The 26,653-nt window shown below is 58.9% G+C and carries 25 protein-coding genes and 1 tRNA gene; 21 read left to right on the top strand and 5 right to left on the bottom strand.

Going from position 1 to position 26,653, the window contains the following annotated elements; all coding sequences use genetic code 11:
* Together CL546_RS16540 and CL546_RS04430 are read left to right on the top strand one after the other, a co-directional pair.
* The coding region (locus tag CL546_RS16540; RefSeq protein WP_463671031.1) for a hypothetical protein at positions 1-225 on the top strand (225 nt) is incomplete at its 5' end.
* A gap of 270 nt (positions 226-495) precedes the next feature.
* Positions 496-780 (top strand): hypothetical protein, encoded by a 285-nt coding sequence (locus CL546_RS04430; protein WP_290493209.1) that lies wholly within the window; start codon positions 496-498, stop codon positions 778-780.
* 51 nt (positions 781-831) lie between these two features.
* Here the strand turns inward: CL546_RS04430 and smpB are convergent, their stop codons facing one another.
* A complete protein-coding gene (smpB, locus tag CL546_RS04425) occupies positions 832-1,311 on the bottom strand; it encodes an SsrA-binding protein SmpB (protein WP_063521317.1) in 480 nt (159 codons plus the stop codon).
* A gap of 168 nt (positions 1,312-1,479) precedes the next feature.
* Between smpB and CL546_RS04420 the strand changes: the two genes are divergently transcribed.
* Both CL546_RS04420 and CL546_RS04415 read left to right on the top strand, forming a co-directional pair.
* Complete coding sequence (locus tag CL546_RS04420; RefSeq protein WP_290493208.1) at positions 1,480-3,045, top strand: sodium-dependent transporter; 1,566 nt, start codon at positions 1,480-1,482, stop codon at positions 3,043-3,045.
* Positions 3,042-3,350: an RnfH family protein gene (locus CL546_RS04415; protein ID WP_290493207.1), complete on the top strand. Its 309-nt coding sequence runs from the start codon at positions 3,042-3,044 to the stop codon at positions 3,348-3,350. Before CL546_RS04420 ends, CL546_RS04415 begins: the two co-directional genes overlap by 4 nt.
* 48 nt (positions 3,351-3,398) lie before the next feature.
* Here CL546_RS04415 and CL546_RS04410 read toward each other — a convergent pair whose 3' ends face one another.
* Positions 3,399-3,806 (bottom strand): outer membrane protein assembly factor BamE, encoded by a 408-nt coding sequence (locus CL546_RS04410; RefSeq protein WP_290493206.1) that lies wholly within the window; start codon positions 3,804-3,806, stop codon positions 3,399-3,401.
* 186 nt (positions 3,807-3,992) lie between these two features.
* On the opposite strand from CL546_RS04410, the gene fur reads away from it, so the two are divergent.
* Positions 3,993-4,397 carry a ferric iron uptake transcriptional regulator gene (fur, locus tag CL546_RS04405; RefSeq protein ID WP_007149572.1) on the top strand — a complete coding sequence of 135 codons (405 nt, stop codon included), beginning with the start codon at positions 3,993-3,995 and terminating at the stop codon, positions 4,395-4,397.
* A 73-nt stretch (positions 4,398-4,470) separates the two neighbouring features.
* On the opposite strand, the gene recN is transcribed toward fur, so the two are convergent.
* Together recN and CL546_RS04395 are read right to left on the bottom strand one after the other, a co-directional pair.
* Positions 4,471-6,138 (bottom strand): DNA repair protein RecN, encoded by a 1,668-nt coding sequence (recN, locus tag CL546_RS04400; protein WP_290493205.1) that lies wholly within the window; start codon positions 6,136-6,138, stop codon positions 4,471-4,473.
* Between the two features lie 30 nt (positions 6,139-6,168).
* Complete coding sequence (locus CL546_RS04395) at positions 6,169-6,696, bottom strand: RDD family protein (RefSeq protein ID WP_290493204.1); 528 nt, start codon at positions 6,694-6,696, stop codon at positions 6,169-6,171.
* Between the two features lie 147 nt (positions 6,697-6,843).
* Here CL546_RS04395 and hrcA point away from each other — a divergent pair, with 147 nt between their 5' ends.
* The 9 genes from hrcA (at position 6,844) to greA (ending at position 19,597) form a co-directional block, all read left to right on the top strand.
* Entirely contained in the window at positions 6,844-7,893 is a 1,050-nt protein-coding gene (gene hrcA, locus CL546_RS04390) for a heat-inducible transcriptional repressor HrcA (protein WP_290493203.1), read from the top strand.
* Between the two features lie 242 nt (positions 7,894-8,135).
* Entirely contained in the window at positions 8,136-8,720 is a 585-nt protein-coding gene (grpE, locus tag CL546_RS04385) for a nucleotide exchange factor GrpE (protein ID WP_290493202.1), read from the top strand.
* 134 nt (positions 8,721-8,854) lie between these two features.
* On the top strand, positions 8,855-10,780 hold the full coding sequence (gene dnaK / locus CL546_RS04380; RefSeq protein WP_290493201.1) for a molecular chaperone DnaK: 1,926 nt from the start codon (positions 8,855-8,857) through the stop codon (positions 10,778-10,780).
* Positions 10,781-10,875: 95 nt separating this feature from the next.
* A complete protein-coding gene (dnaJ, locus tag CL546_RS04375; RefSeq protein ID WP_290493200.1) occupies positions 10,876-12,003 on the top strand; it encodes a molecular chaperone DnaJ in 1,128 nt (375 codons plus the stop codon).
* 331 nt (positions 12,004-12,334) lie between these two features.
* Entirely contained in the window at positions 12,335-13,498 is a 1,164-nt protein-coding gene (locus tag CL546_RS04370; protein ID WP_290493199.1) for a hypothetical protein, read from the top strand.
* 82 nt (positions 13,499-13,580) lie between these two features.
* Positions 13,581-14,408 carry a 4-hydroxy-tetrahydrodipicolinate reductase gene (gene dapB / locus CL546_RS04365; protein WP_290493198.1) on the top strand — a complete coding sequence of 276 codons (828 nt, stop codon included), beginning with the start codon at positions 13,581-13,583 and terminating at the stop codon, positions 14,406-14,408.
* A gap of 207 nt (positions 14,409-14,615) precedes the next feature.
* Positions 14,616-15,740, top strand: coding sequence for a glutamine-hydrolyzing carbamoyl-phosphate synthase small subunit (gene carA, locus CL546_RS04360; protein WP_290493197.1), 1,125 nt, complete (start codon positions 14,616-14,618; stop codon positions 15,738-15,740).
* Positions 15,741-15,809: 69 nt separating this feature from the next.
* Positions 15,810-19,028 (top strand): carbamoyl-phosphate synthase large subunit, encoded by a 3,219-nt coding sequence (carB, locus tag CL546_RS04355; protein ID WP_290493196.1) that lies wholly within the window; start codon positions 15,810-15,812, stop codon positions 19,026-19,028.
* Positions 19,029-19,120: 92 nt separating this feature from the next.
* A complete protein-coding gene (greA, locus tag CL546_RS04350) occupies positions 19,121-19,597 on the top strand; it encodes a transcription elongation factor GreA (protein WP_290493195.1) in 477 nt (158 codons plus the stop codon).
* A 111-nt stretch (positions 19,598-19,708) separates the two neighbouring features.
* On the opposite strand, the gene CL546_RS04345 is transcribed toward greA, so the two are convergent.
* Positions 19,709-20,023 (bottom strand): YhbY family RNA-binding protein, encoded by a 315-nt coding sequence (locus CL546_RS04345; RefSeq protein ID WP_290493194.1) that lies wholly within the window; start codon positions 20,021-20,023, stop codon positions 19,709-19,711.
* Between the two features lie 133 nt (positions 20,024-20,156).
* Here CL546_RS04345 and rlmE point away from each other — a divergent pair, with 133 nt between their 5' ends.
* The 7 genes from rlmE (at position 20,157) to CL546_RS04310 (ending at position 26,651) form a co-directional block, all read left to right on the top strand.
* On the top strand, positions 20,157-20,783 hold the full coding sequence (gene rlmE / locus CL546_RS04340; RefSeq protein ID WP_290493193.1) for a 23S rRNA (uridine(2552)-2'-O)-methyltransferase RlmE: 627 nt from the start codon (positions 20,157-20,159) through the stop codon (positions 20,781-20,783).
* Positions 20,784-20,916: 133 nt separating this feature from the next.
* On the top strand, positions 20,917-22,830 hold the full coding sequence (gene ftsH / locus CL546_RS04335) for an ATP-dependent zinc metalloprotease FtsH (protein ID WP_290493192.1): 1,914 nt from the start codon (positions 20,917-20,919) through the stop codon (positions 22,828-22,830).
* Between the two features lie 6 nt (positions 22,831-22,836).
* Positions 22,837-23,673: a dihydropteroate synthase gene (gene folP / locus CL546_RS04330; RefSeq protein ID WP_290493210.1), complete on the top strand. Its 837-nt coding sequence runs from the start codon at positions 22,837-22,839 to the stop codon at positions 23,671-23,673.
* Positions 23,674-23,963: 290 nt separating this feature from the next.
* Entirely contained in the window at positions 23,964-25,298 is a 1,335-nt protein-coding gene (gene glmM / locus CL546_RS04325; RefSeq protein WP_290493191.1) for a phosphoglucosamine mutase, read from the top strand.
* 54 nt (positions 25,299-25,352) lie between these two features.
* On the top strand, positions 25,353-26,096 hold the full coding sequence (tpiA, locus tag CL546_RS04320) for a triose-phosphate isomerase (protein WP_290493190.1): 744 nt from the start codon (positions 25,353-25,355) through the stop codon (positions 26,094-26,096).
* Between the two features lie 11 nt (positions 26,097-26,107).
* On the top strand, positions 26,108-26,551 hold the full coding sequence (secG, locus tag CL546_RS04315; RefSeq protein ID WP_290493189.1) for a preprotein translocase subunit SecG: 444 nt from the start codon (positions 26,108-26,110) through the stop codon (positions 26,549-26,551).
* 14 nt (positions 26,552-26,565) lie between these two features.
* Positions 26,566-26,651: transfer RNA gene (locus CL546_RS04310), tRNA-Leu, on the top strand.
* Positions 26,652-26,653: the final 2 nt, after the last annotated feature.

Raw genomic sequence — 26,653 nt, 5'->3', positions numbered from 1 at the left:
GTGCCACAAATGATTTACGAGACTCGTGACCTTCTCGGCATGCACCACAGAATTCAGTACCGGCGTCGAATCCAGGTCGGCCCCTGTGATGGGTTCATTCTAAGGGATGGGGGTGGGGAAGTCGATTTCAATGTGCGGGGAGGTGATACGTTGGGTGGCGGCGGAAGTGGCCTTGTATTGGTGGCAGGCGACGTGAATAAAGTTCAAATCGTAATCAGAATGTGAAAAGTGTTACCTGAATACACATCTGTTGTCGGACAATCCAACCTAAAACCCTTGTGCTGTCATCTTTCGGGCGCACTATAGCGGTGTCACCACGGCAAGGTTACATCGGTCAGTGGTGAGGTTGAGCAAGCGATGCACTGGCAGCCATAAGCGACCCAAGGGCATCGGGCTCAAATATTGTGTACCACACAATGGCTTTACAGCGAGCCTTGAGATTGACGTATCAAGAAGGCCGCTGATCAAAGCATTGTCGTTCATTGAAGGAGAAGGATGATGAACACGATCTTTCGGTCAGCAGGGCAAGTTTCCGAGAAGGCACTGTCGCCTTTGAAGGCTCAGCCGCTGCTTTATAGAGTGTTGCAGTTGGTGTTTGCGCTGGCTGCGTACGCAGCAGGTATTTATCTGGTGGACCTGGCGACGCCGGAAGCGCGGATCCCCGTGATTCTGTTCGCCGTTTACTTCATGCCTGCGGTGCTTCGCGCCTGGTTGCAGCTTTACTGGCAGCTGCGCGGGGATAGCCGTGCACAGGATGTGAATACCCGCCACACGGCGTAATCGCGTTAGCCTGAGACAGTGCCCGGCGGCAGGGTGTGACGCCTTACGGTGTTACCTCTGCCGCAGTATGCGCTGCTTCTGGCGATTCCAGTCGCGCTCTTTCTCTGTGGCGCGCTTGTCGAATTTCTGCTTGCCTTTTGCCAGTGCGATGTCGCACTTGGCGAACCCTTTCTTCCAGTACAGGCTCACCGGCACACAGGTGAAGCCGTCTTTCTGTACGCCACCAAATACCCGCCCCAGCTCTCGACGGTGCAGCAGCAGTTTGCGCGTGCGTGTCGGATCAGGATTCACGTGGGTGCTGGCGGTGTTGAGCGGCTCGAAACGGGCCCCAAACAGGAAGGCCTCGCCGTTTTTCAGCAAGACGTAGGCTTCTGTCAGGTTACCTTTGCCGGCACGCAGGGATTTCACTTCCCAGCCTTCCAATACCAGGCCGGCTTCGAAGTGTTCTTCCAGGTGATATTCGTGGCGTGCCTTGCGGTTTTGCGCAATGGTGGCCGACGGTGCTTTGGCTTTTTTGTTGGCTTTTCCCATAGGGCGGCGATTATAGAGCAAGGGGTGAGTGGCTGATAGCGGTTTGTCCGGGGAGGCTGGCACGGGGTGAGTGACTGCTTACCATCGTTTGCGCTGTTACTGGCCGTCACTTGAGCCGCCCTGCCAAAAAAAAGACAATACCGCCACGCGAATAAGGGTAATGGTGTTATGAAGCAAGAAAACAAGTCGGTCCATGGAATGTGGGGCAGCCGTTGGGTGTTTATTCTGGCTGCGACCGGGTCGGCGGTGGGGCTGGGTAACATCTGGCGGTTCCCGTATATCACCGGGGAAAACGGGGGCGGCGCGTTTGTGCTGCTGTACCTGTTGTGTATTGCGGTGGTGGGTATTCCCATTATGGCCGCAGAGGTGATGCTGGGCCGCAAGGGTGGGCTGAGTCCGATCAACACCATGCGCAAGCTTGCCAGTGAGAGCAAGGTCACCCAGCGTTGGGCAGGCATCGGAATCATGGGCGCATTGTCCGCGTTTCTGATTCTGTCGTTTTATTCTGCGGTGGCCAGCTGGGCACTGTATTACACCTGGGAGGCGGCGCGGGGTGCCTTTGAGGGTATTACGGCGACGCAGTCTGAGGCGCACTTCGACAGCATGCTGGCTGACCCCTGGTTGATGCTGGGTTATCACTCGCTCTTCATGCTGCTCACCATGGTGGTGGTAGCGCGCGGGGTAAAAGGCGGGCTGGAAAAAGCCGTGCAGGTGTTAATGCCTCTGTTGTTTGTGCTGTTGCTGGTGCTGGTGGGCTACGCGGCGACCACGCCCGGCTTTAGCGAGGGCATGCACTTTCTGTTTGCGTTTGATTTCTCCAAGTTGACCGGTAAAGCCGTGCTGGTGGCCGTGGGGCAGGCGTTCTTCACGCTGAGCCTGGGCATGGGGGCAATCATGGCCTATGGGGCCTACATGCCCCGCGAGGTGACCAATCCGAAAACCGGGAAAAAGAAGCCGGTATCGATTCTTTCTACCGTGGCCATTATTGCGGTGCTGGATACACTGGTGGCGCTGGGAGCCGGCATGGCCATGTTTCCGCTGCTGTTCTCCGGAGGGCTGGAAGTAGGGCAGGGCCCGGGCATGATGTTTGTGACCCTGCCGCTAGCGTTCGGCAGTATCCCCGGTGGGGTTCTGTTCGGTTCCCTGTTCTTCCTGCTGGTGGTGTGCGCCGCGTGGAGCTCGTCCATCAGCCTGGGTGAGCCGGTGGTAGCCTGGTTGGTGGAAAAGGGGCTGACTCGCGCCAAGGCCGCTATTGTGGTCGGGCTGGGTGCCTGGTTGCTGGGTGTGGGATCGGTGCTGTCGTTCAATGTCTGGAAGGACAATACGTTCCTGGCGGGCACCTTCTTCGACAATATGGAATTCCTGTCCACCACGGTGATGTTGCCGCTGGGTGGCCTGCTGATTGCCATCTTTGCTGGCTGGGTGATGAAAGAGACTCAGGCCCGCAAGGAGTTGGGCATCAAGAACTTCAAGCTGTATCTGGTGTGGCGCGCGCTGGTGCGAATTTTCTCCCCGGCGGCAGTGGTGGCGCTGTTTGTGTACTCCATTTGGAGTGCGGTGGCCCCGGCTGAAGAGGCTGCCCCTGTGTCGGAGCCACAACCGGTTGCTCCGGCAGTGTCAGAGGCACCGGGCGTTGGGGCTGAAGCCGAGGTGCCGGCACCCGTGGCAGAACCTGCTGATGACGACGCTGGCGAGGTGCCAACCGCGCCGCCGGCGGTGGAGCCCGCCCAGTGAGCGATGCAATGATTCATGTGGAAGTGACCTATGCGCTGCCGGAAAAGCAGCGTTTGATTGGTCTGGATGTGCCTGAAGGGACCACCATGCTGGAAGCTGCCCGGTTGTCGGGGATCGACGAGCAATTTGCCGACCTGGAATTGGCCAAGGCGCCCATGGGGGTCTTCGGAAAGGTGGTGGCAAATCCTGCCGGGCATGTGCTCAAAGCAGGAGAGCGGGTAGAGATCTATCGTCCGTTAACGGCGGATCCAAAGCTCAACCGCAAGAAGCGGGCGAAAGAAAAAGCCTCTGCAGGCAAGGGCTGAGAGGCTACGGAGCGGTGAGTCAGCAAAGTGGGCAATACAGGATGACGCTTATCCGGCGTCATCCTTGCGGTCGGCGGCTTTGCGCTGCAGCTCCAGGTCATTACGGCCGGAAGTCTTGGCCTTGAAGTCGTCGATTACCTCGCCTTCGTAGCGGCTGTAGGTGCCGTTTTCGAAGTACACGGAAATGGTCTGGCTGACCTTGTCGCCCTTGCCGGGGCGATAGGTCATTGGATAGAGCCACAGGTCCGGGGTGAACGGGTCTACCAGGGTAGGCGCCCCGAGAACATAACGGACTTGCTCAGGCGACATGCCGGGTTGCAGTTCGCTGAGCATGTCTTCGGTGACGAAGTTGCCTTGCGGGATATCAATTCGGTAGACGCCGGGGAAGCGCAGTGAGCTGCAGCCAGCGGTGGCCAGAAGGGATATCAGTGTCAGTAAAACAAGAATGCGGGGCATGATTTTCGACTTCGCTAAGTGTTCGGGCGATAATACAGACTTGGGAACCTATGACAAACTCCGGTCTGGCTGTCTGGACCTGTTCCATGGACAGCCAGCAGGGCGATGAGTTCGCCTTGGTGCCCAGGTAGTACAGATTCCCGCCCTTTTCAAAACCGCCATTGATTGGCAGATGGAGCATACGCATTGGATAATCAGGATCTCAGAAAAGCGGGCCTTAAAGTGACCCTGCCGCGGGTGAAAATCCTGCAGCAACTGGAGAAGTCCGAAGAGCGCCACTTGAGCGCTGAAGACATCTACAAGTCACTAATGGATTCCGGCGAAGATGTGGGGCTGGCCACGGTATACCGCGTGCTGACCCAGTTCGAGCAGGCGGGCATGGTGCTGCGTCACAACTTCGAAGGCGGCTCCGCCGTGTTCGAACTGGCCGATGAGGACCATCACGACCATATGGTGTGCATGGAAACCGGCCAGGTGGTGGAATTCATGGATGACGTGATCGAGAAGCGCCAGCACGCCATTGCCGAGGAGCACGGTTACGAAATCGTGGATCACTCGCTGGTACTGTACGTCAAGCCGAAGAAGAAATAAGACGCGTCACGTAGCGCGCTTCATGCTGCTCGCGGGCGTGGAGCCTGTTGCGTGAAGCATGAAGCGTCTCTTGTCATGCGGCCTGGGCTTTGCTCAGCATCTCTTTGGCGTGGTTGCGGGTGGATTCGGTGATTTCCACGCCGCCCAGCATCCGTGCCAGCTCTTCCACTCTGGCGGTCTCGTCGAGCCCCTGAATGCGGGTGTGAGTGGTGTCGTCTCCCTGAATCTTGTGTACCTGCCAGTGCTGATGGCCCTGGCTGGCGACCTGTGGCTGGTGGGTAATGCACAGTACCTGGGCGTGCTGACCCAGCTCGCGCAGTAGCCGGCCGACGATTTCAGCCACGCCGCCGCCCACGCCCACGTCCACTTCATCGAACACCAGGCTGGGTACGGTCAGGTTGCGCGCGCAGATCACCTGAATGGCCAGGCTGACCCGGGACAGTTCGCCACCGGACGCCACCTTGCCCAGGGGTTTGAGTGGCTGCCCCGGGTTGGCGGTAAACAGGAATTCCACCTCTTCCAATCCGTCGAGCGTGGGGCTGCAGTCGCTGAGGCGAGCATCCAGTTGGGCGGCCTTCATGCCCAGGGCTGTCAATTGTTTTTGCACCTGCTGGCTCAGGGTTTTGGCGGCGCTGCGGCGGGCCTTGCTGAGCTTGCGGGCGTTATCCATATAGTGCTGCTGGGCGGTGCTTTCCTGTTCGGCCAGGGCGTGCAGGTGGGCGTCCACATTGCCCAGCGCATCAGATTCGGCCAGCAGGCTGCGGTGATGTTCCACCAGTTCCTCCGGGCGAACGCGGTGTTTGCGGGCCAGGGTGTAACACTGGCTCAGGCGCTCTTCTACCTGACTCAGGCGCGCAGGGTCCAGATCCAGTTTTTCCAGATAATGGCGCAGGTCGTCCGCGGCGGCTTCCACTTGCAGGCGGGCGGACTCCACGGTGTCGGCAATGCTGCCCAGGCCGTCGTCGTTGTTGCGGGCGTCATCCAGCCAGTGGCTGACCTGGCTAAGGTGGTCGTTGCAGGTGCCGTCCTCGCCCTCGTAGAGCGCGCTCAGTGACTGCTGGCAGACGCGGATCAGGCTTTCTGCGTTGCCTAGCCGCTGCTGTTCTTGCTCCAGCTGCTCCAGTTCGCCGTCTTGCAGGGCGAGAGCGTCCAGTTCTTCCAGCTGGAAGCGCAGCAATTCCTCTTTTTCGTTCTGTTCGCGGGCCTGGTTGAGGGCTTCATCGTGGGCGCGGCGGGCTTTTTGCCAGTGGCGCCAGTGCTCGCGCACGCTGTTGGCAAGGTCGCGGGCATCGGCGAAGTTGTCCAGCAGCTGCCGGTGGGCGTCTTTTTTCAGCAGGGCCTGATGTTCGTGCTGGCTGTGGATGCTGATCAGGCGTTCGCCCAGTTCGCGTACTTCGGCCAGCGGAGTGGGGGTGCCGTTCACATAGGCTCGGGAGCGGCCGTCGGCGCGCACGGTGCGGCGCAGCAGGCATTGCTCTTCATCATCCAGTTCCCGTTCGGCCAGCCATTGGCGTGCGGCGGGGTTGTCGCTCAGGTCGAAGGTGGCCAGCACTTCGGCGCGGTCGTGGCCATGGCGAACGATGGATGAATCGGCGCGATCCCCGAGGGTGAGCCCAAGGGCGTCGATAATGACGGATTTGCCTGCCCCGGTTTCGCCGCTGATGACAGTGAGCCCGTTCTCGGGTTCCAGTTCCAACTGGTCAACGGTGGCAAAATGACGAACGCTCAAGTGTGTCAGCATGGTGTTCCTCCGGAACAGGCGAAATCGTTGTTAAGCAGTGGTGCTCTGGGTCTGGATGACCTGGGTGCCGGCAAGGTGGTCGTGCAGGCAGCGGCGGTCGGACCGGAAAATCAGTAACGGGTCGACAATCATGATCAGGTTGACACCGGGCAGCTGGGCAAGCACGTGGAAAACAAAATAGCGCAGGCCATAGAGCTTGCCGGCTGGCACGTTGTCCTGCTCCATGCCGACGATGCGCATGTTGAGAATCGCTTTGCCGATGGTCTGCTGGCGGTTGAACAACAACCAGCCCTGCAGGGCCAGGAAGATCAGTTCCCCGGCGATAAACAGGCCGGCGCTGGTGGCCAGGCTGATGTCGCCAGTGCCTTGCATCATGGCGTCCCAGATGCCACTGAAATAAATGATCGGGCCGATCACCACGAGCTGCACCAGGCCATCAATGATGGAGCCCAGAAAACGGTACAGGCGGCTGGCCAATGCCGGCGAGCCGGGGGTTGCGGGCTTCTGGCTGGTGCTGTCTGGTGCCTGGTAGGGGTTGTTTGGGCTTTCGTCGGTCATGATGACATCCTTGTGATTATGACTGTTCTTATGGGCAGTAGTGGTTAATGGTAGGGGATTCTCCCGCCGAGTGTAAGCCCCTGCCGATGAAACCCCGGCGCGCTTCTCTATATAATAAGGGGGCGATTTTCTGGTACATATACTCCCATGGCAAAGCTGGATCTCAACGAACGTAAACAACGCCTGCTGATGACGCTGGTGGAACGGCATATCCGTGACGGTCAGCCCGTGGGCTCAAAGACACTGGCCGGTGGCAGCGGCCTGACGGTGAGCCCGGCCACGGTGCGCAACATCATGTCGGAGCTGGAGGAGCTGGGTGTGCTGAGTAGTCCGCACACCTCGGCGGGGCGCATTCCCACGGAGCTGGGGTATCGCCTGTATGTGGATTCGCTGTTGGCGACCAGTGTCATGGAGCGCCCGGATCATCGGCACCTGAAAAATGAGCTCCGCCAGTTGCTGGCGCCGGAGCAGTCCTCTCAGGAGTTGATCGCCCAGGCCTCAAAAACCCTGGCGGAGTTGACGCGCATGGCTGGGCTGGTGGCGGTGCCGCGCCGTGAGGTGTCGACCTTGCGGCAGGTGGAGTTCCTGCCGCTGTCGGGCAGGCGGGTGCTGGTGGTGCTGGTGGTGAATCGCTCCGAAGTGCAGAACCGCATTATTCATACCGACCGGGATTACGATGAGGTGGAGCTGCGTCAGGCGGCCAGTTACATCAATCACACCTATGCGGGCTGTGACCTGAACAGCATCTGCGATGGGTTGCTGCATACCATGAACACCGATCGCCAGCAGATGGATGCCCTGATGCAGACGGCGGTGGCGGTGGCGGACAAGGCCCTGCGTACCGAGCGTCCCGACTCCGATTATGTGGTCTCCGGGGAGTCCAACCTGATTCAGTCCACCGAGGCGGAAAACCTGGGGCAGCTGCGTAACCTGTTCGACGCCTTTAACCACAAGCGCGATATCCTTCACCTGCTGGAGCGTTCCATCAAGGCGGATGGAGTGCAGATCTTCATCGGTCGTGAATCCGGCTTCCAGCCGTTTGAGGACTATTCGCTGATTTCCGCGCCCTACAAGGCCGATAACGGCCCGGCGGGCGTGTTGGCGGTGGTTGGTCCCACTCGTATGGATTACGAGAAAGTGATTCCCACCGTGGATATCACCGCCAAGATCCTCTCGGCAGCTCTGACCCAGCTATAACCTCAGTGGATAGTTGACAGCTGCGCGGGCGAGGTTGTTGATCTTGGAACGTATGAGGCCGCGCCAGGCTTATTGGCGCGGCCTCTTGCGTCTCAGAAGCTGGCTGGGGTATCCCGCAGCGCTGTTAACTGTCCACTATCGACTGTCAACTGCTCCTTCCCCCCTTGAATCCAGACCATCAGTTCCCATATCTTTGCCGGCTTTCCTGAGATAAGGCCCCGGTCGGGGATGTGGAGTGAGTAATGAGTGAACAGGAAAAAGAACAGAAGGGCGCCGAGCCGCAGGTAGAAACTGTGGAAGAGCAGCAGGCTGCGGCGGCCGCTGAAGCCGAAGCTGAGCAGGCGGAGCCCACTGTTGAAGAGAAGCTGGCTGAAGCTGAGGTCGAGCTGGCCAAGGTCAAGAAGGCGCTGGCGGAGGCGGATGTTCGTGCCCAGGCCGAAGTGCAGAATGTACGCAAACGCGCTGAGCGCGATGTGCAGCACGCCCGCAAGTTTGCCCTGGAGAAGTTCGCCGGCGACCTGTTGAGCGTGGCCGATAACCTGGAGCGTGGCCTGGCCGCGTTGGATGCCGACGACGAGGCCCTTAAAGGCGCCCGTGAAGGCATCGAGCTGACATTGAAATCCCTGCTGGATGCGTTTGCCCGGTACAACCTGGAGCAGATCAGCCCGGCGGACGAGCCGTTCAATCCGGAATTGCACGAAGCCATGACCATGGTGCCGGTCCCTAATGTGGATCCCAACACCGTGATTGAGGTGCTGGAGAAGGGCTACCAGCTCAATGGGCGCCTGATTCGCCCGGCTCGGGTGGTGGTCAGTAAGGCCCCCTGATTCGGGACGGGAAAAAGCATTGCGGCCCCTTGAAACGGCGGGCATGACCGCCATATAGGAGCCAGACGAATTAACAATTCAACTGCCTGGGGCGCCGACAGGGTCCCGGCTGGTGTGAAGGAGATAGAACGACTATGGGTAAGATTATCGGTATCGACCTGGGTACGACCAACAGCTGTGTGGCCGTGCTGGAAGGTGACAAGACCAAGGTTATTGAAAACGCAGAAGGCGCGCGCACTACACCGTCCATCATCGCCTACACCGATGATAAAGAAACCCTGGTGGGTCAGTCTGCCAAACGTCAGGCGGTGACCAACCCGGAAAACACCCTGTACGCGGTGAAGCGTCTGATTGGCCGTCGTTTTGACGACAAGGTGGTTCAGAAGGACATCAAAATGGTGCCCTACAAGATCACCAAGGCCGACAATGGCGACGCCTGGGTGGAAGTGAAAGGCGAGAAAATGGCGCCGCCGCAGATTTCTGCGCAAGTGCTGAAGAAAATGAAGAAGACCGCGGAAGATTACCTGGGTGAGTCTGTCACCGAGGCCGTTATCACCGTGCCGGCTTACTTCAACGATTCCCAGCGTCAGGCCACTAAAGATGCTGGTCGCATCGCGGGCTTGGACGTGAAGCGTATTATCAACGAGCCCACCGCGGCTGCTCTGGCCTATGGCCTGGACAAGAAAGGGGGCGATCGCACCATCGCCGTATATGACCTGGGTGGTGGTACCTTCGATATTTCCATCATCGAAATTGCCGAAGTGGATGGTGAGCACCAGTTTGAAGTGCTGGCCACCAACGGTGACACCTTCCTGGGTGGTGAAGATTTCGACCTGGCACTGATCAACTTCCTGGCGGATCAGTTCAAGGCGGACTCCGGTATCGATCTGGGCGGCGATCCGCTGGCCATGCAGCGCCTGAAAGAAGCGGCCGAGAAAGCCAAGATTGAGCTTTCCTCTGCCGAGCAGACCGAAGTGAACCTGCCGTACATCACTGCAGATAGCACCGGTCCCAAGCACTTGGTGGTGAAAGTGACCCGCGCCAAGCTGGAGTCTCTGGTTGGCGAACTGGTAACGCGTTCCCTCGAGCCGTGCAAAACCGCACTGGCTGATGCGGGCGTAAAAACCGCGGATATCACGGACGTGATTCTGGTTGGTGGCCAGACCCGTATGCCGATGGTGCAGAAGAGCGTTACCGAGTTCTTCGGCAAAGAGCCGCGCAAGGACGTGAACCCGGATGAAGCGGTTGCCATGGGTGCAGCGATTCAGGGTGCGGTACTGAGCGGTGACGTGACCGACGTGCTGTTGCTGGACGTGACGCCGTTGACCCTGGGTATTGAAACCATGGGTGGCGTGATGACTCCGCTGATCGAGAAGAACACCACTATCCCGACCAATGCGTCGCAGGTGTTCTCCACCGCGGACGACAACCAGACTGCCGTGACGGTACATGTGCTGCAGGGCGAGCGTAAGCAGGCGTCCCAGAACAAGTCGTTGGGCCAGTTCAACCTGGAAGACATCCCGCCGGCACCGCGCGGTATGCCGCAGATTGAAGTGACCTTCGATATCGACGCCAACGGTATTTTGCATGTGGGCGCGAAAGACAAGGCCACCGGCAAAGAGCAGACCATCCAGATTAAAGCCTCCTCCGGCCTGTCTGACGAGGAAGTGGAACAGATGGTGCAGGACGCGGAAGCTCACGCGGACGAAGACAAAAAGTTCGAAGAGCTGGTGCAGACCCGCAACCAGGCGGACCACCTGGTGCATGCGACTCGCAAGACTCTCGAGGAAGCTGGCGACAAGGCGACCGACGAAGAGAAGGAGTCCATCACCAAGGCGGTGGACGAGCTGGAAGAAGCCGCCAAGGGCAGCGACAAGGACGATATCGAAGCCAAGATCAAGGCTTTGTCCGAAGTGTCCGCACCGCTGGCCGAGAAGATGTACGCCGAGCAGGCTCAGCAGGCTGAAGGTGCTGCCGGCGCTGAAGGTGGCCAGCAGCAGGCGGGTGATGACGTGGTCGACGCCGAGTTTGAAGAAGTCGACGACGACAAGAAGAAGTAATACGACGCTTCACACAACACGCTTCACGCAACACGCGGTGGGTGCCTTCGGGCGTGCTGCGTGAGAGCGTGGAGCGTGTTGCTTTATGGTGACCTATGTCCAAACGTGATTATTATGAAGTGCTGGGTGCAGCCAAAGATGCCAGCGCCCAGGACCTGAAAAAGGCTTATCGTCGCCTGGCGATGAAATACCATCCGGACCGTAATCCGGATGATGAAGAGGCGTTGGCTAAATTCAAGGAAGCGAAAGAAGCCTACGAAGTCCTTGCCGACGAGCAGAAGCGTGCGGCCTATGACCAGTTCGGCCATGCCGGCGTTAACGGTCAGGGTGGCGCCGGTGCTGGCGGCGGCTTCGGCGGCGGTGGTTTTGGTGACATCTTCGGCGATATCTTTGGTGATATCTTCGGAGGCAGCGGCGGTGGACGCCGTGGCCCCGCCCGCGGTGCAGACCTGCGTTATACGTTGGAGCTGACCCTTGAGCAGGCGGTGCGCGGTTGTGATGAAAAGATCCGTATCCCCACCTGGGACAGCTGTGATGTCTGTCATGGCAGTGGCGCGAAGGAAGGCAGCCAGCCGGTGGCGTGTACGACCTGTGGCGGCGTCGGCCAGGTGCGGATGCAGCAGGGTTTCTTTACCGTGCAGCAGGCGTGCCCCACCTGTAAGGGTGAAGGCAAGATCATCAAGGATCCCTGTGGCAGCTGCGGCGGGCAGGGTCGAGTGCAGAACACCAAGACCCTGTCGGTGAAGATTCCGGCGGGCGTGGATACCGGTGACCGCATCCGTCTTGCCGGTGAAGGCGAGGCGGGCATGCACGGCGCGCCGTCCGGTGATTTGTATGTTCAGGTGGCCGTGCGTGAGCACGACATCTTCCAGCGCGATGGTGACAACCTGTTCTGCGAAGTACCGATCAGTTTTGTCGACGCCTCTCTCGGTGGTGAGCTGGATGTGCCCACCCTGAATGGCAAAGTGAAGCTGAAAGTGCCGGCGGAAACCCAGAGCGGAAAAGTCTTCCGTTTGCGTGGCAAGGGTGTGGCACCGGTTCGTGGTGGTGCACCGGGTGATCTGCTCTGCAAGGTGGTCATCGAGACCCCGGTGAAGCTGTCCGGTGAGCAGAAAGAGTTGTTGCGCAAATTCCAGGAGTCTCTGGAGAGTGGCGGTAACCGCCACAACCCGCGCAAGAGCAGCTGGTTCGAAGGCGTTAAACGGTTTTTCGATACCAAGTAAGCGTTTTGGTCCGCTAAAAAAAGCCCGGCATGATTTCTCATGCCGGGCTTTTTTTGGGGTTAATTGGGTGATGGATCGATTCTGGCCGTTATGTTCTTCGTAAAACGAATCATCCGATTATTCCCTGAATAATGGCCTTGGCCATCCCTCAAAAGAGGTGCCGCACTAGCGATAGCCATTCAGGCTATGCGGTTTTACGTCAGGCATCCGGCGTTGAGCGTTTGGCAAAGTGAGGTATGTGCTCAGCCAATAGTATGAAATTTGATCGCCTTCGTTGCCGCTGAAAGCTCGCCTGCGATATTGTGCATAAAAACAACAATAATCAGAGGCAATGATGAATTCACGGCGGTTGGCGTGTGTGTTGGGCGTGGTGTTGTGGTGCGTCTCTCTTTCCGGGCTGTGCGCGCCGCTGGATCAGGCCTATGAACGTGTCCGCGCCACCTTTGCTCAAAAAGCGCCGCTGGCGCCGAATCCGCCAGTACTGAATGGCGACTGGCAACCCGCTCCTTTCGATCCGGCACCTTATACCTTCACGGTGGAAGAGGTTCGCGCCAACTGGAATCAGTTTATGCGCGGGTTGCGTTTGCCGTATCCCTCTGCCGACTACCTGCGGGCCCGCTATCAGCGCTTTCCGGATTTGTATCGGGATTTGCGCTATCAGGATGACGATTGGGAGCAGCATAGTCGCAATGTGTTGGAAGTCTGGCAGGCCTTTTTCCGGGGTGATTTTCGCCAGGCCCGGGATCTCGGACGGCGCTATGGCGGCTATGCCCGGGTGCCGGCCGTGGTGGCGCAAATTGTGTATGCCACCTATCTGGCGCCGACCCATGAGCAGAAGCAGCAGCTGTTGCAGGAAGCCATCAATGACATGGCCTGGTTTGGCGAGACCATGGTGGTGCTGCCCGGCGATCAGGCGCTTGAAGCAGATTACTGCATGATGCGTCTGGGGTTTGGCTATGCGGTGGCCAGGTTGGCGGAGGATGAATCCGTTCCGGCGACCTTGCAACGAAACTATGCGGCCATGGTAATCAATGCGGCCACCGAGATGCTGGCGGTGGAGCCGGAGCATCCTCTGGCGCTGTCGTTGAGTGCGGCCTTTGAGGCTAACGTGCTGAGGCGGGTGGGGAAGACGGCGGGAAAATTTGCGCTGGCGGCGGACAGTGAGGACGCTATTGCGCCTTTCGAGATGGCGCTCAGGCAGCAGAATGACCTGGCGATTGTTCGTTACGAATATGCCAACAGCCTGCTTTATACCTTTCAGGAAGAGGCGTTGAGCCGGGCATTGGCGCAGCTGCAGGTGGCGGCACAGTTGCCCGCCGGGTTTTCCATGGAGTGGCTGGACCGCGCCTATGCCCGCAAGCGGCTCAAAGAGGTGCTTGCCTGGCGCGACAGTGGTATGAGCTTCAAGCGTTTCGATCGTAAGCGGCGCAAGTACATGCTCAAGGAAAACGTCAATCTCTACGCGGTGACCCTGCCGCCCTTTCTGCTAGAATAAGCCGCTTGATGCCGGTCGCGTTGCCCTTTCCTGCCGGGATTGGGTGGTGGCCTGGCGTCCGGTTTTTAATCAAGGAGACACCATGAAAGTAGGTATTATCGGCGCTGCCGGTCGCATGGGGCGTATTCTGATCGAGGCGACGCTGGCCAACCCGGACACCGCCCTGGCTGCGGCGGTGGATGTGCCCGGTTCCAGTTTGATTGGTGCAGATGCCGGTGAGCTGGTGGGGCAGGGCAGTAGTGGTGTGCTGCTGGCAGATGATCTGGCCAAGGTGGTGAACGATGCGGACGTGTTCATCGACTTCACGGTGCCGGAAGCGACGGTCAAGAACCTGGAGATCTGCCGGGCGGCGGGGACCAAGCTGGTAATTGGCACTACCGGGCTGGATGACACCCAGACAGCGGCGCTGCGCGCTGCCAGCGACGATATCGCCATCTGTTTCGCACCGAATTATTCCATTGGTGTGAATCTGTGTTTCAAGTTGCTGGAGACCGCAGCCCAGATCATGGGCGATGAGGTGGATATCGAAGTCATCGAGGCCCATCACCGTCACAAGATCGATGCACCGTCCGGCACGGCGCTGCGCATGGGGGAAGTGGTGGCTCAAACCCTGGGGCGTGACCTGAATGAATGCGCCGTATACGGCCGCGAAGGTCGCACCGGGGAGCGAGAGCGTCACACTATCGGTTTTGAGACCATTCGCGCCGGTGACATTGTGGGCGACCACACGGTGATGTTTGCCGCAGAAGGTGAGCGGGTGGAGATTACCCACAAGGCGTCCAGCCGCATGTCTTTCGGGCGTGGTGCGGTGCGGGCTGCTGCGTGGTTGGGTAGCCACGACAAGGGCCTGTTCGACATGCAGGATGTGTTGGGCCTGGCCGGTGAAAGTGCCGGCTGGGGCAAGGGTTAGCCGCCTGCCAAGCCCGCCGCTTGTCTGTCGGCGGGATTGCTGCGTGACAGCGGGGCCACAAAGCCCTAAAATAGCGCGCAGCCCGTGATGGGCGTGCGGGGCGCCGAATGAAGAATTTAGAAAAAGCGAGGTGGAGGAATCCATCTCGCTTTTTTGCGAGCGCACCCGCCGCAGATCTCCCTATTCCCTATCAGCCTGGAGGTTGCGTTGACGGTTCCCGCCATTCTCGCTCTTGAAGACGGAAGCATCTTTCGGGGTGTTGCAATCGGTGCCACGGGTGAAACCGTGGGTGAGGTGGTGTTTAACACCGCCATGACTGGCTATCAGGAGATCCTGACGGATCCTTCCTATGCCCAGCAGATTGTAACCCTTACCTATCCGCACATCGGTAACACTGGCGTCACTGCCGAGGACGAAGAGTCCTCCCGAATCTGGGCCTCGGGCCTGGTGATTCGTGATCTGGCCATGACAGTGAGCAACTGGCGTAGTGAGCAAACTCTTCCGGACTACCTGCGTGAGCGCAACATCGTTGCCATCGCCGATATCGACACCCGCCGCCTGACGCGTATTTTGCGCGACAAGGGTGCGCAGAATGGCTGCATTCTGGCCGGCGACAATGTGGATGAAGCACAGGCGCTGGCGGCGGCCAAGGGGTTCCCCGGCCTGAAAGGTATGGACCTGGCGAAGGAAGTGAGTGTTGCCGAGTCCTACAGCTGGACCGAGTCCACCTGGGATCTTGAGAAAGGCCATACCGAGCAGGGCGAGACCCGCTTTCATGTGGTGGCCTACGACTACGGCGTCAAGCGCAACATCCTGCGCATGCTGGCCGAGCGTGGCTGCAAGCTCACCGTGGTGCCGGCCCAGATGCCCGCGTCCGAGGTGCTGGCCATGAAGCCGGACGGTGTCTTCCTGTCCAACGGCCCGGGTGACCCGGAGCCATGCGACTATGCGATCGCCGCCATCCAGGAAATTGTTGCCACCGGTCTGCCGGTGTTCGGCATCTGCCTGGGGCACCAGCTGCTGGCTCTGGCCAGTGGTGCCAAATCCATGAAAATGGCCACAGGCCATCATGGTGCCAACCACCCGGTGAAAACCCTGGCGGATGACACGGTGATGATCACCAGCCAGAACCATGGTTTTGCGGTGGATATCGATACCTTGCCGGCGAACCTGAAAGTGACCCACGTGTCGCTGTTCGATGGCACCTTGCAGGGCATCGAGCGCACTGATGTGCCGGCCTTCAGCTTCCAGGGTCACCCGGAAGCGAGCCCGGGGCCGCGTGATTGCGCGCCGCTGTTCGATCATTTTATCGAGCTCATGCAAGCAAAATAAGCGTCCGACGTCCGACGTTCGACGTCTGACGCGCTGGCAACTGAAATTAACGTCTGACGGTTAGTGACTATGCCGAAAAGAAGTGATTTAAAAAGCATCCTCATTATTGGTGCTGGCCCGATTGTGATCGGCCAGGCCTGTGAGTTTGACTACTCCGGTGCCCAGGCATGTAAGGCGCTGCGCGAAGAGGGTTACCGGGTGATTCTGGTGAACTCCAACCCGGCCACCATCATGACTGACCCGGCCATGGCGGACGCCACCTATATCGAGCCGATTACCTGGCAGACCGTGGCCAAGATCATCGAGAAGGAGCGCCCGGACGCGCTGCTGCCCACCATGGGTGGCCAGACAGCCCTGAACTGTGCCCTGGATCTGGACCACAACGGGGTGCTGAAAGAGTTCGGCGTGGAAATGATTGGCGCCACCGAAGATGCCATCGACAAGGCGGAAGATCGCTCCCGTTTTGATAAGGCAATGAAGGCCATCGGTCTGGAGTGCCCGCGCTCTGCCATTGCCCATAACATGGATGAAGCCAACGCGGCCCTTGAGTCCCTGGGTTTCCCCTGCATCATTCGGCCCAGTTTCACCATGGGGGGCTCGGGCGGTGGTGTGGCATACAACCGCGAAGAGTTTGAAGAAATCTGCCAGCGTGGTCTGGATTTGTCGCCCACCAATGAGCTGCTGATCGACGAGTCGCTGCTGGGCTGGAAAGAGTACGAGATGGAAGTGGTCCGCGACAAAAAGGACAACTGCATCATCGTTTGCTCCATCGAGAACTTTGATCCCATGGGTGTGCATACCGGTGACTCCATCACCGTGGCGCCGGCCCAGACGCTTACCGATAAAGAGTTGCAGATCATGCGTGACGCCTCTTTGGCGGTGTTGCGTGAGATCGGCGTGGAAACCGGCGGCTCCAACGTGCAGTTCGGCATCAACCCGGATAACGGGCGCATGGTGGTGATCGAGATGAATCCGCGGGTGAGTCGTTCTTCTGCCCTGGCGTCCAAGGCAACGGGCTTTCCGATTGCCAAGGTGGCGGCCAAGCTGGCGGTGGGTTACACCCTGGATGAGCTGCAGAACGAAATTACCGGCGGCAAGACCCCGGCTTCCTTCGAGCCATCCATCGATTATGTGGTCACCAAGATTCCGCGCTTCAACTTCGAAAAATTCGCTGAAGCCGATGCGGTCTTGACCACGCAGATGAAATCGGTGGGTGAAGTGATGGCCATTGGCCGTAACTTCCAGGAATCCGTACAGAAAGCACTGCGTGGTCTGGAAACCGAGTCCATCGGTTTCGATCCCCATGTGGACCCGGCGGCCCCGGATGCCCGCGAGCAGGTGGCGCAGTTGCTTTCCACGCCGGGTCCGGAGCGCATCTGGATTGTCGGTGATGCATTCCGCGTTGGGATGACTGTGGATGATGTATTCAATATCACCAAGATTGATCGCTGGTATCTGGTGCAGATTGAAGACCTGATTCGCGCCGAGCAGCAATTGGTGGATAGCACGTTCAGCAGTCTGACCCGCGACAGCCTGTACGCGCTCAAGCGTAAAGGCTTTTCCGATGCCCGCCTGGCACAGTTGCTTGGCGTGAAGGAAGCCGACGTGCGTGGCAAGCGTGAAGAGCTGGGTGTGCTGCCGATTTACAAGCGGGTAGATACCTGTGCGGCGGAATTCGCCACCGATACGGCTTATATGTACTCCAGCTACGACGAAGAGTGCGAAGCCAACCCGTCAGACCGTGACAAGATCATGGTGATCGGCGGTGGTCCCAACCGGATCGGGCAGGGTATTGAGTTCGATTACTGCTGTGTGCACGCGGCGTTTGCCATGAAGGACGACGGTTACGAAGCCATCATGGTCAACTGTAATCCGGAGACCGTGTCCACCGATTACGACACCTCCGACCGTCTGTACTTCGAGCCGATTACGCTGGAAGACGTGCTGGCCATCGTGGCCAAAGAAAAACCCAAGGGGGTTATTGTCCAGTATGGCGGGCAAACACCCTTGAAGCTGGCCCGTGCCCTGCAGGCTGCCGGTGTGCCGATTATTGGTACCCCGCCGGATGCCATCGATGAAGCGGAAGACCGCGAGCGTTTCCAGCAAATGGTCAATAAGCTTGGCCTGAAGCAGCCGCCCAACCGTACCGCTCGCTCCATGGAGGACGGTGTGCGTTTGGCGGAAGAAATCGGTTATCCGTTGGTGGTGCGTCCCTCCTATGTGTTGGGTGGCCGGGCTATGGAAATCGTTTACAGCGAAGCAGAACTGCGTAATTACATGATGAACGCGGTATCGGTTTCTAACGATTCCCCGGTATTGCTGGATCGCTTCCTGGACGACGCCATCGAAGTGGATGTGGATGCAGTGTGTGACGGAACCGATGTGGTTATCGGTGGCATCATGCAGCACATCGAACAGGCTGGCGTGCACTCCGGTGACTCTGCCTGCTCCCTGCCGCCGTACTCGCTGGATGAGGACGTCCAGGATGTGATGCGTCAGCAGGCTGCCGATATGGCGCTGGAGCTGGGTGTGGTCGGTTTGATGAACGTGCAGTTTGCCGTGAAAAGCGGTGAGGTGTACGTGCTGGAAGTGAACCCGCGTGCCTCCCGGACAGTGCCCTATGTATCCAAGTGCATCGGGGTGTCTCTGGCGAAAGTGGCTGCCCGCTGTATGGCTGGCACCAGCCTCAAGGAACAAGGCTTCACCAAAGAGGTCAAACCGCAGCACTATTTTGTGAAAGAAGCGGTGTTCCCGTTTGCCAAGTTCCCGAAAGTCGATCCGATCCTGGGCCCGGAGATGAAGTCCACCGGGGAAGTTATGGGTGTCGGTGCGACCTTTGCGGAAGCCTTTGGCAAGGCGTCGCTGGGTGCTGGAGAAAAGCTGCCGGAAACCGGCACTGCCTTTATTTCCGTGCGTGAAGTGGACAAGCCCGCGTCTGTGGATGTGGCGCGTATGTTGATCGAGCGTGGCTTCAGCCTGGTGGCCACCAAAGGCACTGCCAAGGTGCTGGAAGCGGCGGGCCTTGAGGTGAAAGTGGTGAACAAGGTGCTGGAAGGGCGTCCGCATATTGTGGACATGATCAAGAACGACCAGATCGCCCTGATTGTGAATACCACCGAAGGCAAGCAGGCGACCCGTGATTCGTTTGCAATCCGTCGTTCGGCGCTGCAGCACAAGGTGTTCTACACCACCACCATCGCGGCGGCCCATGCGGTGTGTCAGGCGCTGGGTATTAGTGGTGAACCCACGGTTCGTCGCTTGCAGGACCTGCACGCAGAAATGAAATAAATCGTCGTCGGGAGCGCTCGGAGCAGAGTGCTCCGGGCGGTTCCGTTAACAGGGGGCTGTGCTTGCGCCTGTTAAAAGATACGAGGATAACTATGCAACGTGTACCGATGACCGCCAAGGGCGCCAAAGCTCTGCGCGAGGAACTGGAAAAGCTGAAAAAAGAAGATCGTCCGCGTATTTCTGCTGCGATTGCAGAAGCCCGCGAACACGGTGATTTGAAAGAAAATGCGGAATACCACGCGGCCCGTGAGCAACAGGGTTTTTGTGAAGGCCGCATCGGCGACATTGAGGGTAAGCTCTCCAATGCGCAGATCATCGATATTCAGGATATCGAAAACACCGGCAAGGTCATTTTCGGTGTGACCGTCACCATCATTGATGTGGATACGGATGAAACCAAGGTCTACCAGATCGTGGGCGACGACGAAGCCAACATCAAGGAAGGCAAGCTGAGCGTGAACTCACCCATTGCCCGCGGCCTGATTGGTCGTGAAGAAGGGGATGTGGTGCAGATCGACACTCCCGGTGGCACCCGTGAGTACGAAGTCGATCAGGTGGAGCATATTTAGACGCTTGCATGCGTCACGCTTGCACGCAGCACGCAAAAAAGGCGACGTTAAACGTCGCCTTTTTCATGTCTGTCGCGTGTTGCGTGTGGCCTGCCAGCGTGGGCGCGGCTCTCAAGCATTCTGATAGCGCAGGATATTCGACAGCTTCGGGCTGGGCTTTTGGGCCGGGCGGTAGAGCAGGGCGATGTTGCCGATGCGTTGGATCAGCTCGGCGCTGCCTTTCTCGGTCAAGGCTTGCACAATGGCGGCGCGGTCGTCGCGGGTTTCTGCGTTGACCTTCACCTTGATCAACTCGTGATCTTCCAGGCGCAGGTTGAGTTCTTCCACGAAGTTGTCGCTGAGTCCCTTGTCGCCAAAGATCAGAACGGGTTTCAGGTGGTGACCAATACGGCGTAACCGTTTGATGTCCTGGGTAGATAGCGGCACGGTGTGGCTCCAGAAAGGGTTGCTGTGCGCGTATTCTACGTATTACCCGGCTGAAAAGCAGCCGTCATGTGGGTTGGTCGTGCGGGTTTGCCAGCGCACATAGAGAGTACAGAAAATTCAGGAGAGAGGGGCCATGGCGAAGTCCAGCCGTTCCAAGACCAGCAAGGCCTGGTTGAAAGAACATTTCAATGACCCGTGGGTGGCCAAGGCCCAGGAGCAGGGATACCGCTCCCGGGCCAGCTTCAAGCTGCTGGAAATGCATGAAAAGGACCGTTTATTCCGGCCGGGAATGACTGTGCTGGATCTCGGCGCCGCGCCGGGGGGCTGGAGCCAGGTGGCGGGCCAGCTGATCGGCGGTAAGGGGGCGGTCATTGCCAGTGACATTCTCGCCATGGATGCCCTGCCGGATGTGACCTTCATCGAGGGGGATTTCCGTGAGGATGCCATCTACGAGCAAATTCTTGCTTCTCTGGGGGATCGGCGGGCAGACCTTGTAATGTCCGACATGGCCCCCAATATGAGTGGTAATAGCGCGGTGGATCAGCCGCGGGCCATGTATCTGGCAGAGTTGGCGCTGGATATGGCTGAGCGGGTGCTGGAACCGGATGGCCTGTTTCTGGTCAAGGTATTCCAGGGTGAGGGGTTTGAAGACTACCGCAAGGCGCTGCAAAGTCGTTTCAAGCGCGTGGTCAGCCGCAAGCCGGCGGCAAGCCGGGCTCGCTCCACAGAGGTCTATCAGTTGGGTTTTGGCCTGAAATAGGCGGTGAAAAGCCGTAAAAAGGCTATATTCCTGTCCGAACCGGCATTACGTTGCTTCTGGCAAATGGTGTAAGGTGTAAGTTCGTTAGTGTGCGCGCGAGCGCCCGGATTAATCGAGGTCTCCCTTGAACGACATGACCAAGAATATTGTGCTGTGGCTGGTGATTGCCGGCGTCTTGTACGTGGTGGCATCCAGTCTCAGTACCCAGCCTGCAACCACCGATGTGCCCTATTCCACCTTTATTTCACGGGTAGAAGACGGCAAGGTGCAGGAAGCGAAAATCGGCGAAAGCACGATTACCGGGACCTATTCGGATGGTGGCCAGTTCCGTACGGTGAAACCGCCGACCCTGGACACCAACCTGATGCCCACCCTGATTCAGAACGACGTCAATGTGGTGGGGCTGGAGCCTCAGCGTCAGGGCTTCCTGACCCAGCTGTTCCTGTCCGTACTGCCTATTCTGTTGATCCTGGCCATCTTCATTTTCTTCATGCGCCAGATGCAGGGCGGTGGTCGTGGCGGCGGTGGCCCCATGACGTTCGGCAAGTCCAAGGCCAAACTGCTGGGCGAAGACCAGATCAAGACTACCTTCGCCGATGTGGCAGGCGTGGAAGAGGCCAAGGAAGAAGTGCAGGAGCTGGTTGAATTCCTGCGTGACCCGGCCAAGTTCCAGCGTCTGGGCGGCAAGATCCCCCGCGGTGTATTGATGGTGGGTTCGCCGGGTACTGGTAAGACCCTGCTGGCCAAGGCTATTGCGGGTGAGGCCAAGGTGCCCTTCTTCAGCATCTCCGGCTCTGACTTTGTGGAAATGTTTGTCGGTGTCGGCGCGAGCCGTGTCCGTGACATGTTCGAGCAGGCCAAGAAGCACTCTCCGTGCATTATCTTCATCGACGAAATCGATGCGGTGGGGCGTTCCCGGGGGGCTGGCGTCGGCGGCGGTCACGACGAGCGTGAGCAGACGCTGAACCAGTTGCTGGTGGAAATGGATGGCTTTGATGGCAACGAAGGCATCATCGTGATTGCCGCGACGAACCGTCCGGACGTGCTGGACCCGGCGCTGCTGCGCCCCGGCCGTTTCGACCGTCAGGTCACCGTGCCGCTGCCGGATATCCGTGGCCGTGAGCATGTGCTCAAGGTGCACATGCGCCAGGTGCCGATTTCGGATGATGTGGAGCCTGCGTTGATTGCGCGGGGTACGCCTGGTTTCTCCGGTGCGGATTTGGCCAATCTGGTCAACGAAGCTGCATTGTTTGCCGCTCGCGCCAACAAGCGCATGGTGTCCATGGAAGAGTTCGAGAAAGCCAAGGACAAGATCCTGATGGGCGCCGAACGTCGCTCCATGGTGATGAGCGAGAAAGAAAAGCTGAATACGGCCTTTCACGAAGCGGGCCACGCCATTGTGGGCCGTCTGGTGCCTGAGCATGACCCGGTCTACAAGGTGAGCATCATTCCGCGCGGCCGAGCGCTGGGTGTCACCATGTACCTGCCGGAAGAAGACAAATACTCCCAGTCCAAACGGGGTCTGGAATCTTCGATCTGCTCCCTGTTTGGTGGCCGTATCGCGGAAGAAATGACGTTGGGCTTTGACGGTGTGACCACCGGGGCGTCCAACGATATCGAACGTGCTACCAAGCTGGCCCGTGCCATGGTCACCAAGTGGGGCCTGAGCGAGAAAATGGGTCCGCTGGCTTATGAGGAAGAAGAGGGCGAAGTCTTCCTTGGCAAGCAGGTGGGGCAGCGCAAGCATATGTCCGAGCAGACGGCAGAAGAGATCGACCGTGAAGTGCGGGCCATCATCGATGGCTGTTACGGGCGCGCCAAGCAGATCCTGGAAGACAACCGTGACAAGCTGGACCTGATGGCGGATGCGTTGATGCAGTACGAAACCATTGATGCGTCGCAGATCGATGACATCATGGGTGGCCATAAGCCACGCCCACCAAAAGACTGGCGCGATCAGGGCCCGGGTAACGGGGCTGCTGCATCCGGCGATGGTGATCAGCCGTCTGGTGACGACCCCATTGGTGGGCCTGCCAACACGCACTGATTCATGATGCATCCAACAACGCTTAGCTGTGGGGCGCGGACACTAGACCTGTCCGCGCCTGTCGTTATGGGGATCCTTAATGTGACCCCCGACTCTTTTTCGGATGGTGGCCGTTACACCGAGCGTGATGCTGCGCTGCGTCAGGCGGAGCAGATGCTGCGTGATGGCGCCGCGATTCTGGATGTGGGTGGCGAGTCCACTCGCCCGGGGGCTGCGGCGGTGTCCGAGCAGGAAGAGCTGGATAGGGTTGTGCCCATTGTCGAAGCCTTGAGCAATGAGCTGGGTGCGCTGGTGTCCGTGGATACCAGTACGGCGGCAGTGATCCGTGACAGCGCCGCAGCCGGCGCAGGTATGATTAACGATGTGCGCTCCTTGCGCCGCCCCGGCGCGATGCAGGCCGCCGCCGCCAGTCAGCTCCCGGTTTGCCTGATGCATATGCAGGGGGAGCCCGGCAGCATGCAGGATAATCCCCGCTACGATGATGTAACCGCCGAGGTGGTGGCGTTTCTGCGTGAGCAGGTTGCTGCCTGTGAGCAGGCGGGGATTGCTCGCGAGCGCTTACTGGTGGACCCGGGGTTTGGTTTCGCGAAAACCGTGCAGCACAATTTGCAGCTGATGCAGGAAATGGCGGAGTTGCAGGCGTTGGCGTTGCCAATTTTAATCGGTGTATCGCGTAAATCCCTGTTCGGTAAAGTGCTTGATCGTGATGTCAGTGAACGATTGCCCGGCAGCCTGGCGGCTGCCGTTATGTGTGTGGAGCGCGGTGCGATGATTGTGCGTGCCCACGATGTCAAAGAAACCGTGGATGTGGTGCGTTTTGCCCATGCGGTTAGGGCCTGTTAACACTGCCGAGATGACACCTGTTAAGCCCCAAAAGCCGTCAATCTAGGCATGAGGAGTGAAGTTTGGTAGCTCCAAATGAGTGATGAATAACGACGAGTGGCGGCTTTTGGGGCTTAACCCGAAGGGCTGGTTCCTTTTTCCGCCCAGCAGCGCCATCCGCTGTTTATGTAGAATGACTACACGGCACACCGGCTGACACCACTGGACGAAAAAATGCATCCAGCAGGCGTTATCTCGGTAGTGTTAACAAGCCCTGGGAAATCACAGAGAGAATCGCAAAAGGAGTTGTCATGACGCGCAAATATTTCGGCACCGACGGGGTGCGGGGCACGGTGGGAGAATTTCCTATTACGCCGGATTTTGTGCTCAAGCTGGGCTGGGCGGCGGGCAAGGTGCTGGCCGCGCGGGGTGGCAGCAAGATATTGATCGGCAAGGACACCCGTATTTCCGGTTATATGTTCGAGTCAGCCTTGGAAGCCGGTATTTCCGCTGCCGGGGTGGATGTGCGTTTGCTGGGGCCGTTGCCCACGCCGGGGATCGCCTATTTGACCCGTACCTTGTCGGCCCAGGCCGGTATCGTGATTTCTGCCTCCCATAATCCTTATACCGATAACGGCATCAAGTTTTTCGGGGCGGATGGCCGCAAGCTCAATGACGAGATCGAACTGGAAATTGAGCGCCTGCTGGACGAAGAAATCTCCGTCGTGTCCACGGACCAGATTGGCAAGGTGCGCCGTATTGATGATGCCCGGGGTCGTTACATCGAATTTTGCAAAAGCACCGTGCCGGGGCTGGATCTCAGCGGCATGAAGATTGTGGTAGATACCGCTAATGGCGCCGCTTATCACATCGCCCCGGACGTGTTTGAAGAGCTGGGTGCCACTGTGGTGCCCTTGGCCAACCAGCCCGACGGTTTCAATATTAATCGCGACTGTGGCTCCACTCACCCTGAGGCCCTGCAGCGCAGGGTGCTGGAAGAAAAGGCGGACCTGGGTGTGGCGCTGGACGGCGACGCAGACCGGCTGTTGATGGTGGATCACGCCGGTAAGTTGGTGGATGGTGATCAGCTGCTGTTCGTGGTGGCCCGTGACCGCAAGGATAATGGTGCGGACATGCCGGGTGTGGTCGGAACGCTCATGTCCAATTTTGGCCTGGAGCTGGCGCTGGAAGCCGAAGGTATCGAATTCGTGCGTGCCAAAGTGGGTGATCGGTACGTTATGGAGCAGCTGGACAAGCGCGGCTGGAGCATCGGCGGCGAGTCCTCGGGGCATCTGGTGTGCCTGGATTGCACCTCCACCGGGGATGGCACTGTGTCAGCCCTGCAGGTGTTGGCCGCGCTCTCCCGTCGCAAGCAGGGCCTGGCCGAGGCGGTGGCCGATGTGGCCATGCTACCCCAGCAAATGATCAATGTGCGTGGGCCCAACCGGGACGGGTTCATGGAAAAACCGGACGTTCTGGCGGCCATGGCCAGTGTTGAGGAGCGCCTGGCAGGCAACGGCCGTGTGCTCTTGCGGCCTTCCGGTACCGAGCCATTGGTGCGGGTGATGATAGAAGGTAAAGACGGCGATCAGGTGGCGGCGCTCTGCCGCGAGCTGGCCGATGTGGTTGAAAAAGCCATTGCGTGACCGCGGTTGCGGTGCGGCTGATTGGCGCAAGCAAAGACTTCAAGGAATCCAACAATGAAAAGAACCCCTCTGGTTGCCGGTAACTGGAAGATGAATGGCGGGCAATCTCTGGTGGCGTCCATGGCGACAGCCCTGGCGGAGTATCAAGGCGTGGCGGACGTGGTTGTCTGCCCGCCGTTTCCCTATCTGGCGTCTGCCCGCGAGCAGCTGCCGGCGGCCATCGGACTTGGGGCGCAGAATGTCAGTGATCAGGCGGAGGGTGCCTTCACGGGGGAAGTGGCTGCGTCCATGTTGGCCGAAGCCGGTTGTGGTTATGTGATTATTGGTCATTCCGAGCGCCGGGCCTTATATGCGGAAAGCGATGCACAAATTGCCGACAAATTTGCCCAGGTGCAGGCCGCGGGCCTGATTCCCGTCTTGTGTGTGGGGGAAACCCTGGCAGATCGGGAAGCGGGCAACACGGATGCCGTGGTCTGCGGGCAGCTGCAGGCCGTGGTGGATGCCGTGGGTATTGCGGCGTTTGCCCGGGCGGTAGTTGCCTATGAGCCGGTCTGGGCCATTGGTACAGGCAAGACAGCCAGCCCGGAACAGGCTCAGGCGGTGCATGCCCGTTTGCGCCAGTCTTTGGCAGAAAACGACCCGGATATCGCTCAATCGCTGCGGTTGCTTTACGGCGGCAGCGTAAAGGCGGATAATGCCGCCCTTCTATTTGCCCAGTCAGACATCGATGGGGGTCTGATCGGTGGGGCATCGTTAACAGCCGACAGCTTTATTGCGATCTGTCAGGCGTCGGAATAATTAGAGACGTTATGGATATTGTTGTTCATGTAGTGCACGTGCTGGCGGCCCTCGGGTTGATTGGTCTGGTGCTGATTCAGCACGGCAAAGGCGCGGATGCCGGCGCTTCCTTTGGTGGCGGCGGTTCGCAGACGGTATTCGGGAGCGCCGGTTCGGCAAATTTCCTGACCCGTGCCACGGCGGTGCTGGCGGCGGTTTTCTTTGTGACCAGCCTGGTGCTGGCCTGGATGGCGCGCCAGGAAGCGGATAGCACTCGCAGTTTCCTGCCGGAGCTGGAGACCGTTGAGCATCAGGATGTTCCTGTCGTTGACGAGTCCCAGTCCGATGTGCCCGCGGGCATGACGGAAGTGCCTGTGGCGCCAGAAGCCAATGAAGGGCAAAAAGAAGTTTCGGATGTACCTCAAGCTGAGGTAGAATCCCCGGCCCCGGCTGACGTGCCTCAGTCGGAGCAGTAAGTTAAGCGTTCTTTGCCGAAGTGGTGGAATTGGTAGACACGCTATCTTGAGGGGGTAGTGAGCTTCGCTCGTGCCGGTTCAAGTCCGGCCTTCGGCACCAAT

Source organism: Alcanivorax sp. (genome assembly GCF_002726155.1).
Lineage (GTDB): Bacteria > Pseudomonadota > Gammaproteobacteria > Pseudomonadales > Alcanivoracaceae > Alcanivorax.
The sequence above is the reverse complement of the archived record's forward strand: the minus strand, read 5'-3'. Positions and strand labels throughout refer to the sequence as shown.

Excerpts from the sequence above, each read along its gene's own strand:
- CL546_RS04370 (WP_290493199.1), top strand. The coding sequence starts at position 12,335 with ATGATGAATTCACGGCGGTTGGCGTGTGTGTTGGGCGTGGTGTTGTGG.
- carB (WP_290493196.1), top strand. The coding sequence starts at position 15,810 with ATGCCGAAAAGAAGTGATTTAAAAAGCATCCTCATTATTGGTGCTGGC.
- CL546_RS04395 (WP_290493204.1), bottom strand. The coding sequence starts at position 6,696 with ATGACCGACGAAAGCCCAAACAACCCCTACCAGGCACCAGACAGCACC.
- hrcA (WP_290493203.1), top strand. The coding sequence starts at position 6,844 with ATGGCAAAGCTGGATCTCAACGAACGTAAACAACGCCTGCTGATGACG.
- CL546_RS04410 (WP_290493206.1), bottom strand. The coding sequence starts at position 3,806 with ATGCCCCGCATTCTTGTTTTACTGACACTGATATCCCTTCTGGCCACC.
- recN (WP_290493205.1), bottom strand. The coding sequence starts at position 6,138 with ATGCTGACACACTTGAGCGTTCGTCATTTTGCCACCGTTGACCAGTTG.
- ftsH (WP_290493192.1), top strand. The coding sequence starts at position 20,917 with ATGACCAAGAATATTGTGCTGTGGCTGGTGATTGCCGGCGTCTTGTAC.
- folP (WP_290493210.1), top strand. The coding sequence starts at position 22,837 with ATGCATCCAACAACGCTTAGCTGTGGGGCGCGGACACTAGACCTGTCC.
- rlmE (WP_290493193.1), top strand. The coding sequence starts at position 20,157 with ATGGCGAAGTCCAGCCGTTCCAAGACCAGCAAGGCCTGGTTGAAAGAA.
- CL546_RS04430 (WP_290493209.1), top strand. The coding sequence starts at position 496 with ATGATGAACACGATCTTTCGGTCAGCAGGGCAAGTTTCCGAGAAGGCA.
- dnaK (WP_290493201.1), top strand. The coding sequence starts at position 8,855 with ATGGGTAAGATTATCGGTATCGACCTGGGTACGACCAACAGCTGTGTG.
- secG (WP_290493189.1), top strand. The coding sequence starts at position 26,108 with ATGGATATTGTTGTTCATGTAGTGCACGTGCTGGCGGCCCTCGGGTTG.
- dnaJ (WP_290493200.1), top strand. The coding sequence starts at position 10,876 with ATGTCCAAACGTGATTATTATGAAGTGCTGGGTGCAGCCAAAGATGCC.
- glmM (WP_290493191.1), top strand. The coding sequence starts at position 23,964 with ATGACGCGCAAATATTTCGGCACCGACGGGGTGCGGGGCACGGTGGGA.
- greA (WP_290493195.1), top strand. The coding sequence starts at position 19,121 with ATGCAACGTGTACCGATGACCGCCAAGGGCGCCAAAGCTCTGCGCGAG.
- grpE (WP_290493202.1), top strand. The coding sequence starts at position 8,136 with ATGAGTGAACAGGAAAAAGAACAGAAGGGCGCCGAGCCGCAGGTAGAA.
- smpB (WP_063521317.1), bottom strand. The coding sequence starts at position 1,311 with ATGGGAAAAGCCAACAAAAAAGCCAAAGCACCGTCGGCCACCATTGCG.
- CL546_RS04420 (WP_290493208.1), top strand. The coding sequence starts at position 1,480 with ATGAAGCAAGAAAACAAGTCGGTCCATGGAATGTGGGGCAGCCGTTGG.
- tpiA (WP_290493190.1), top strand. The coding sequence starts at position 25,353 with ATGAAAAGAACCCCTCTGGTTGCCGGTAACTGGAAGATGAATGGCGGG.
- dapB (WP_290493198.1), top strand. The coding sequence starts at position 13,581 with ATGAAAGTAGGTATTATCGGCGCTGCCGGTCGCATGGGGCGTATTCTG.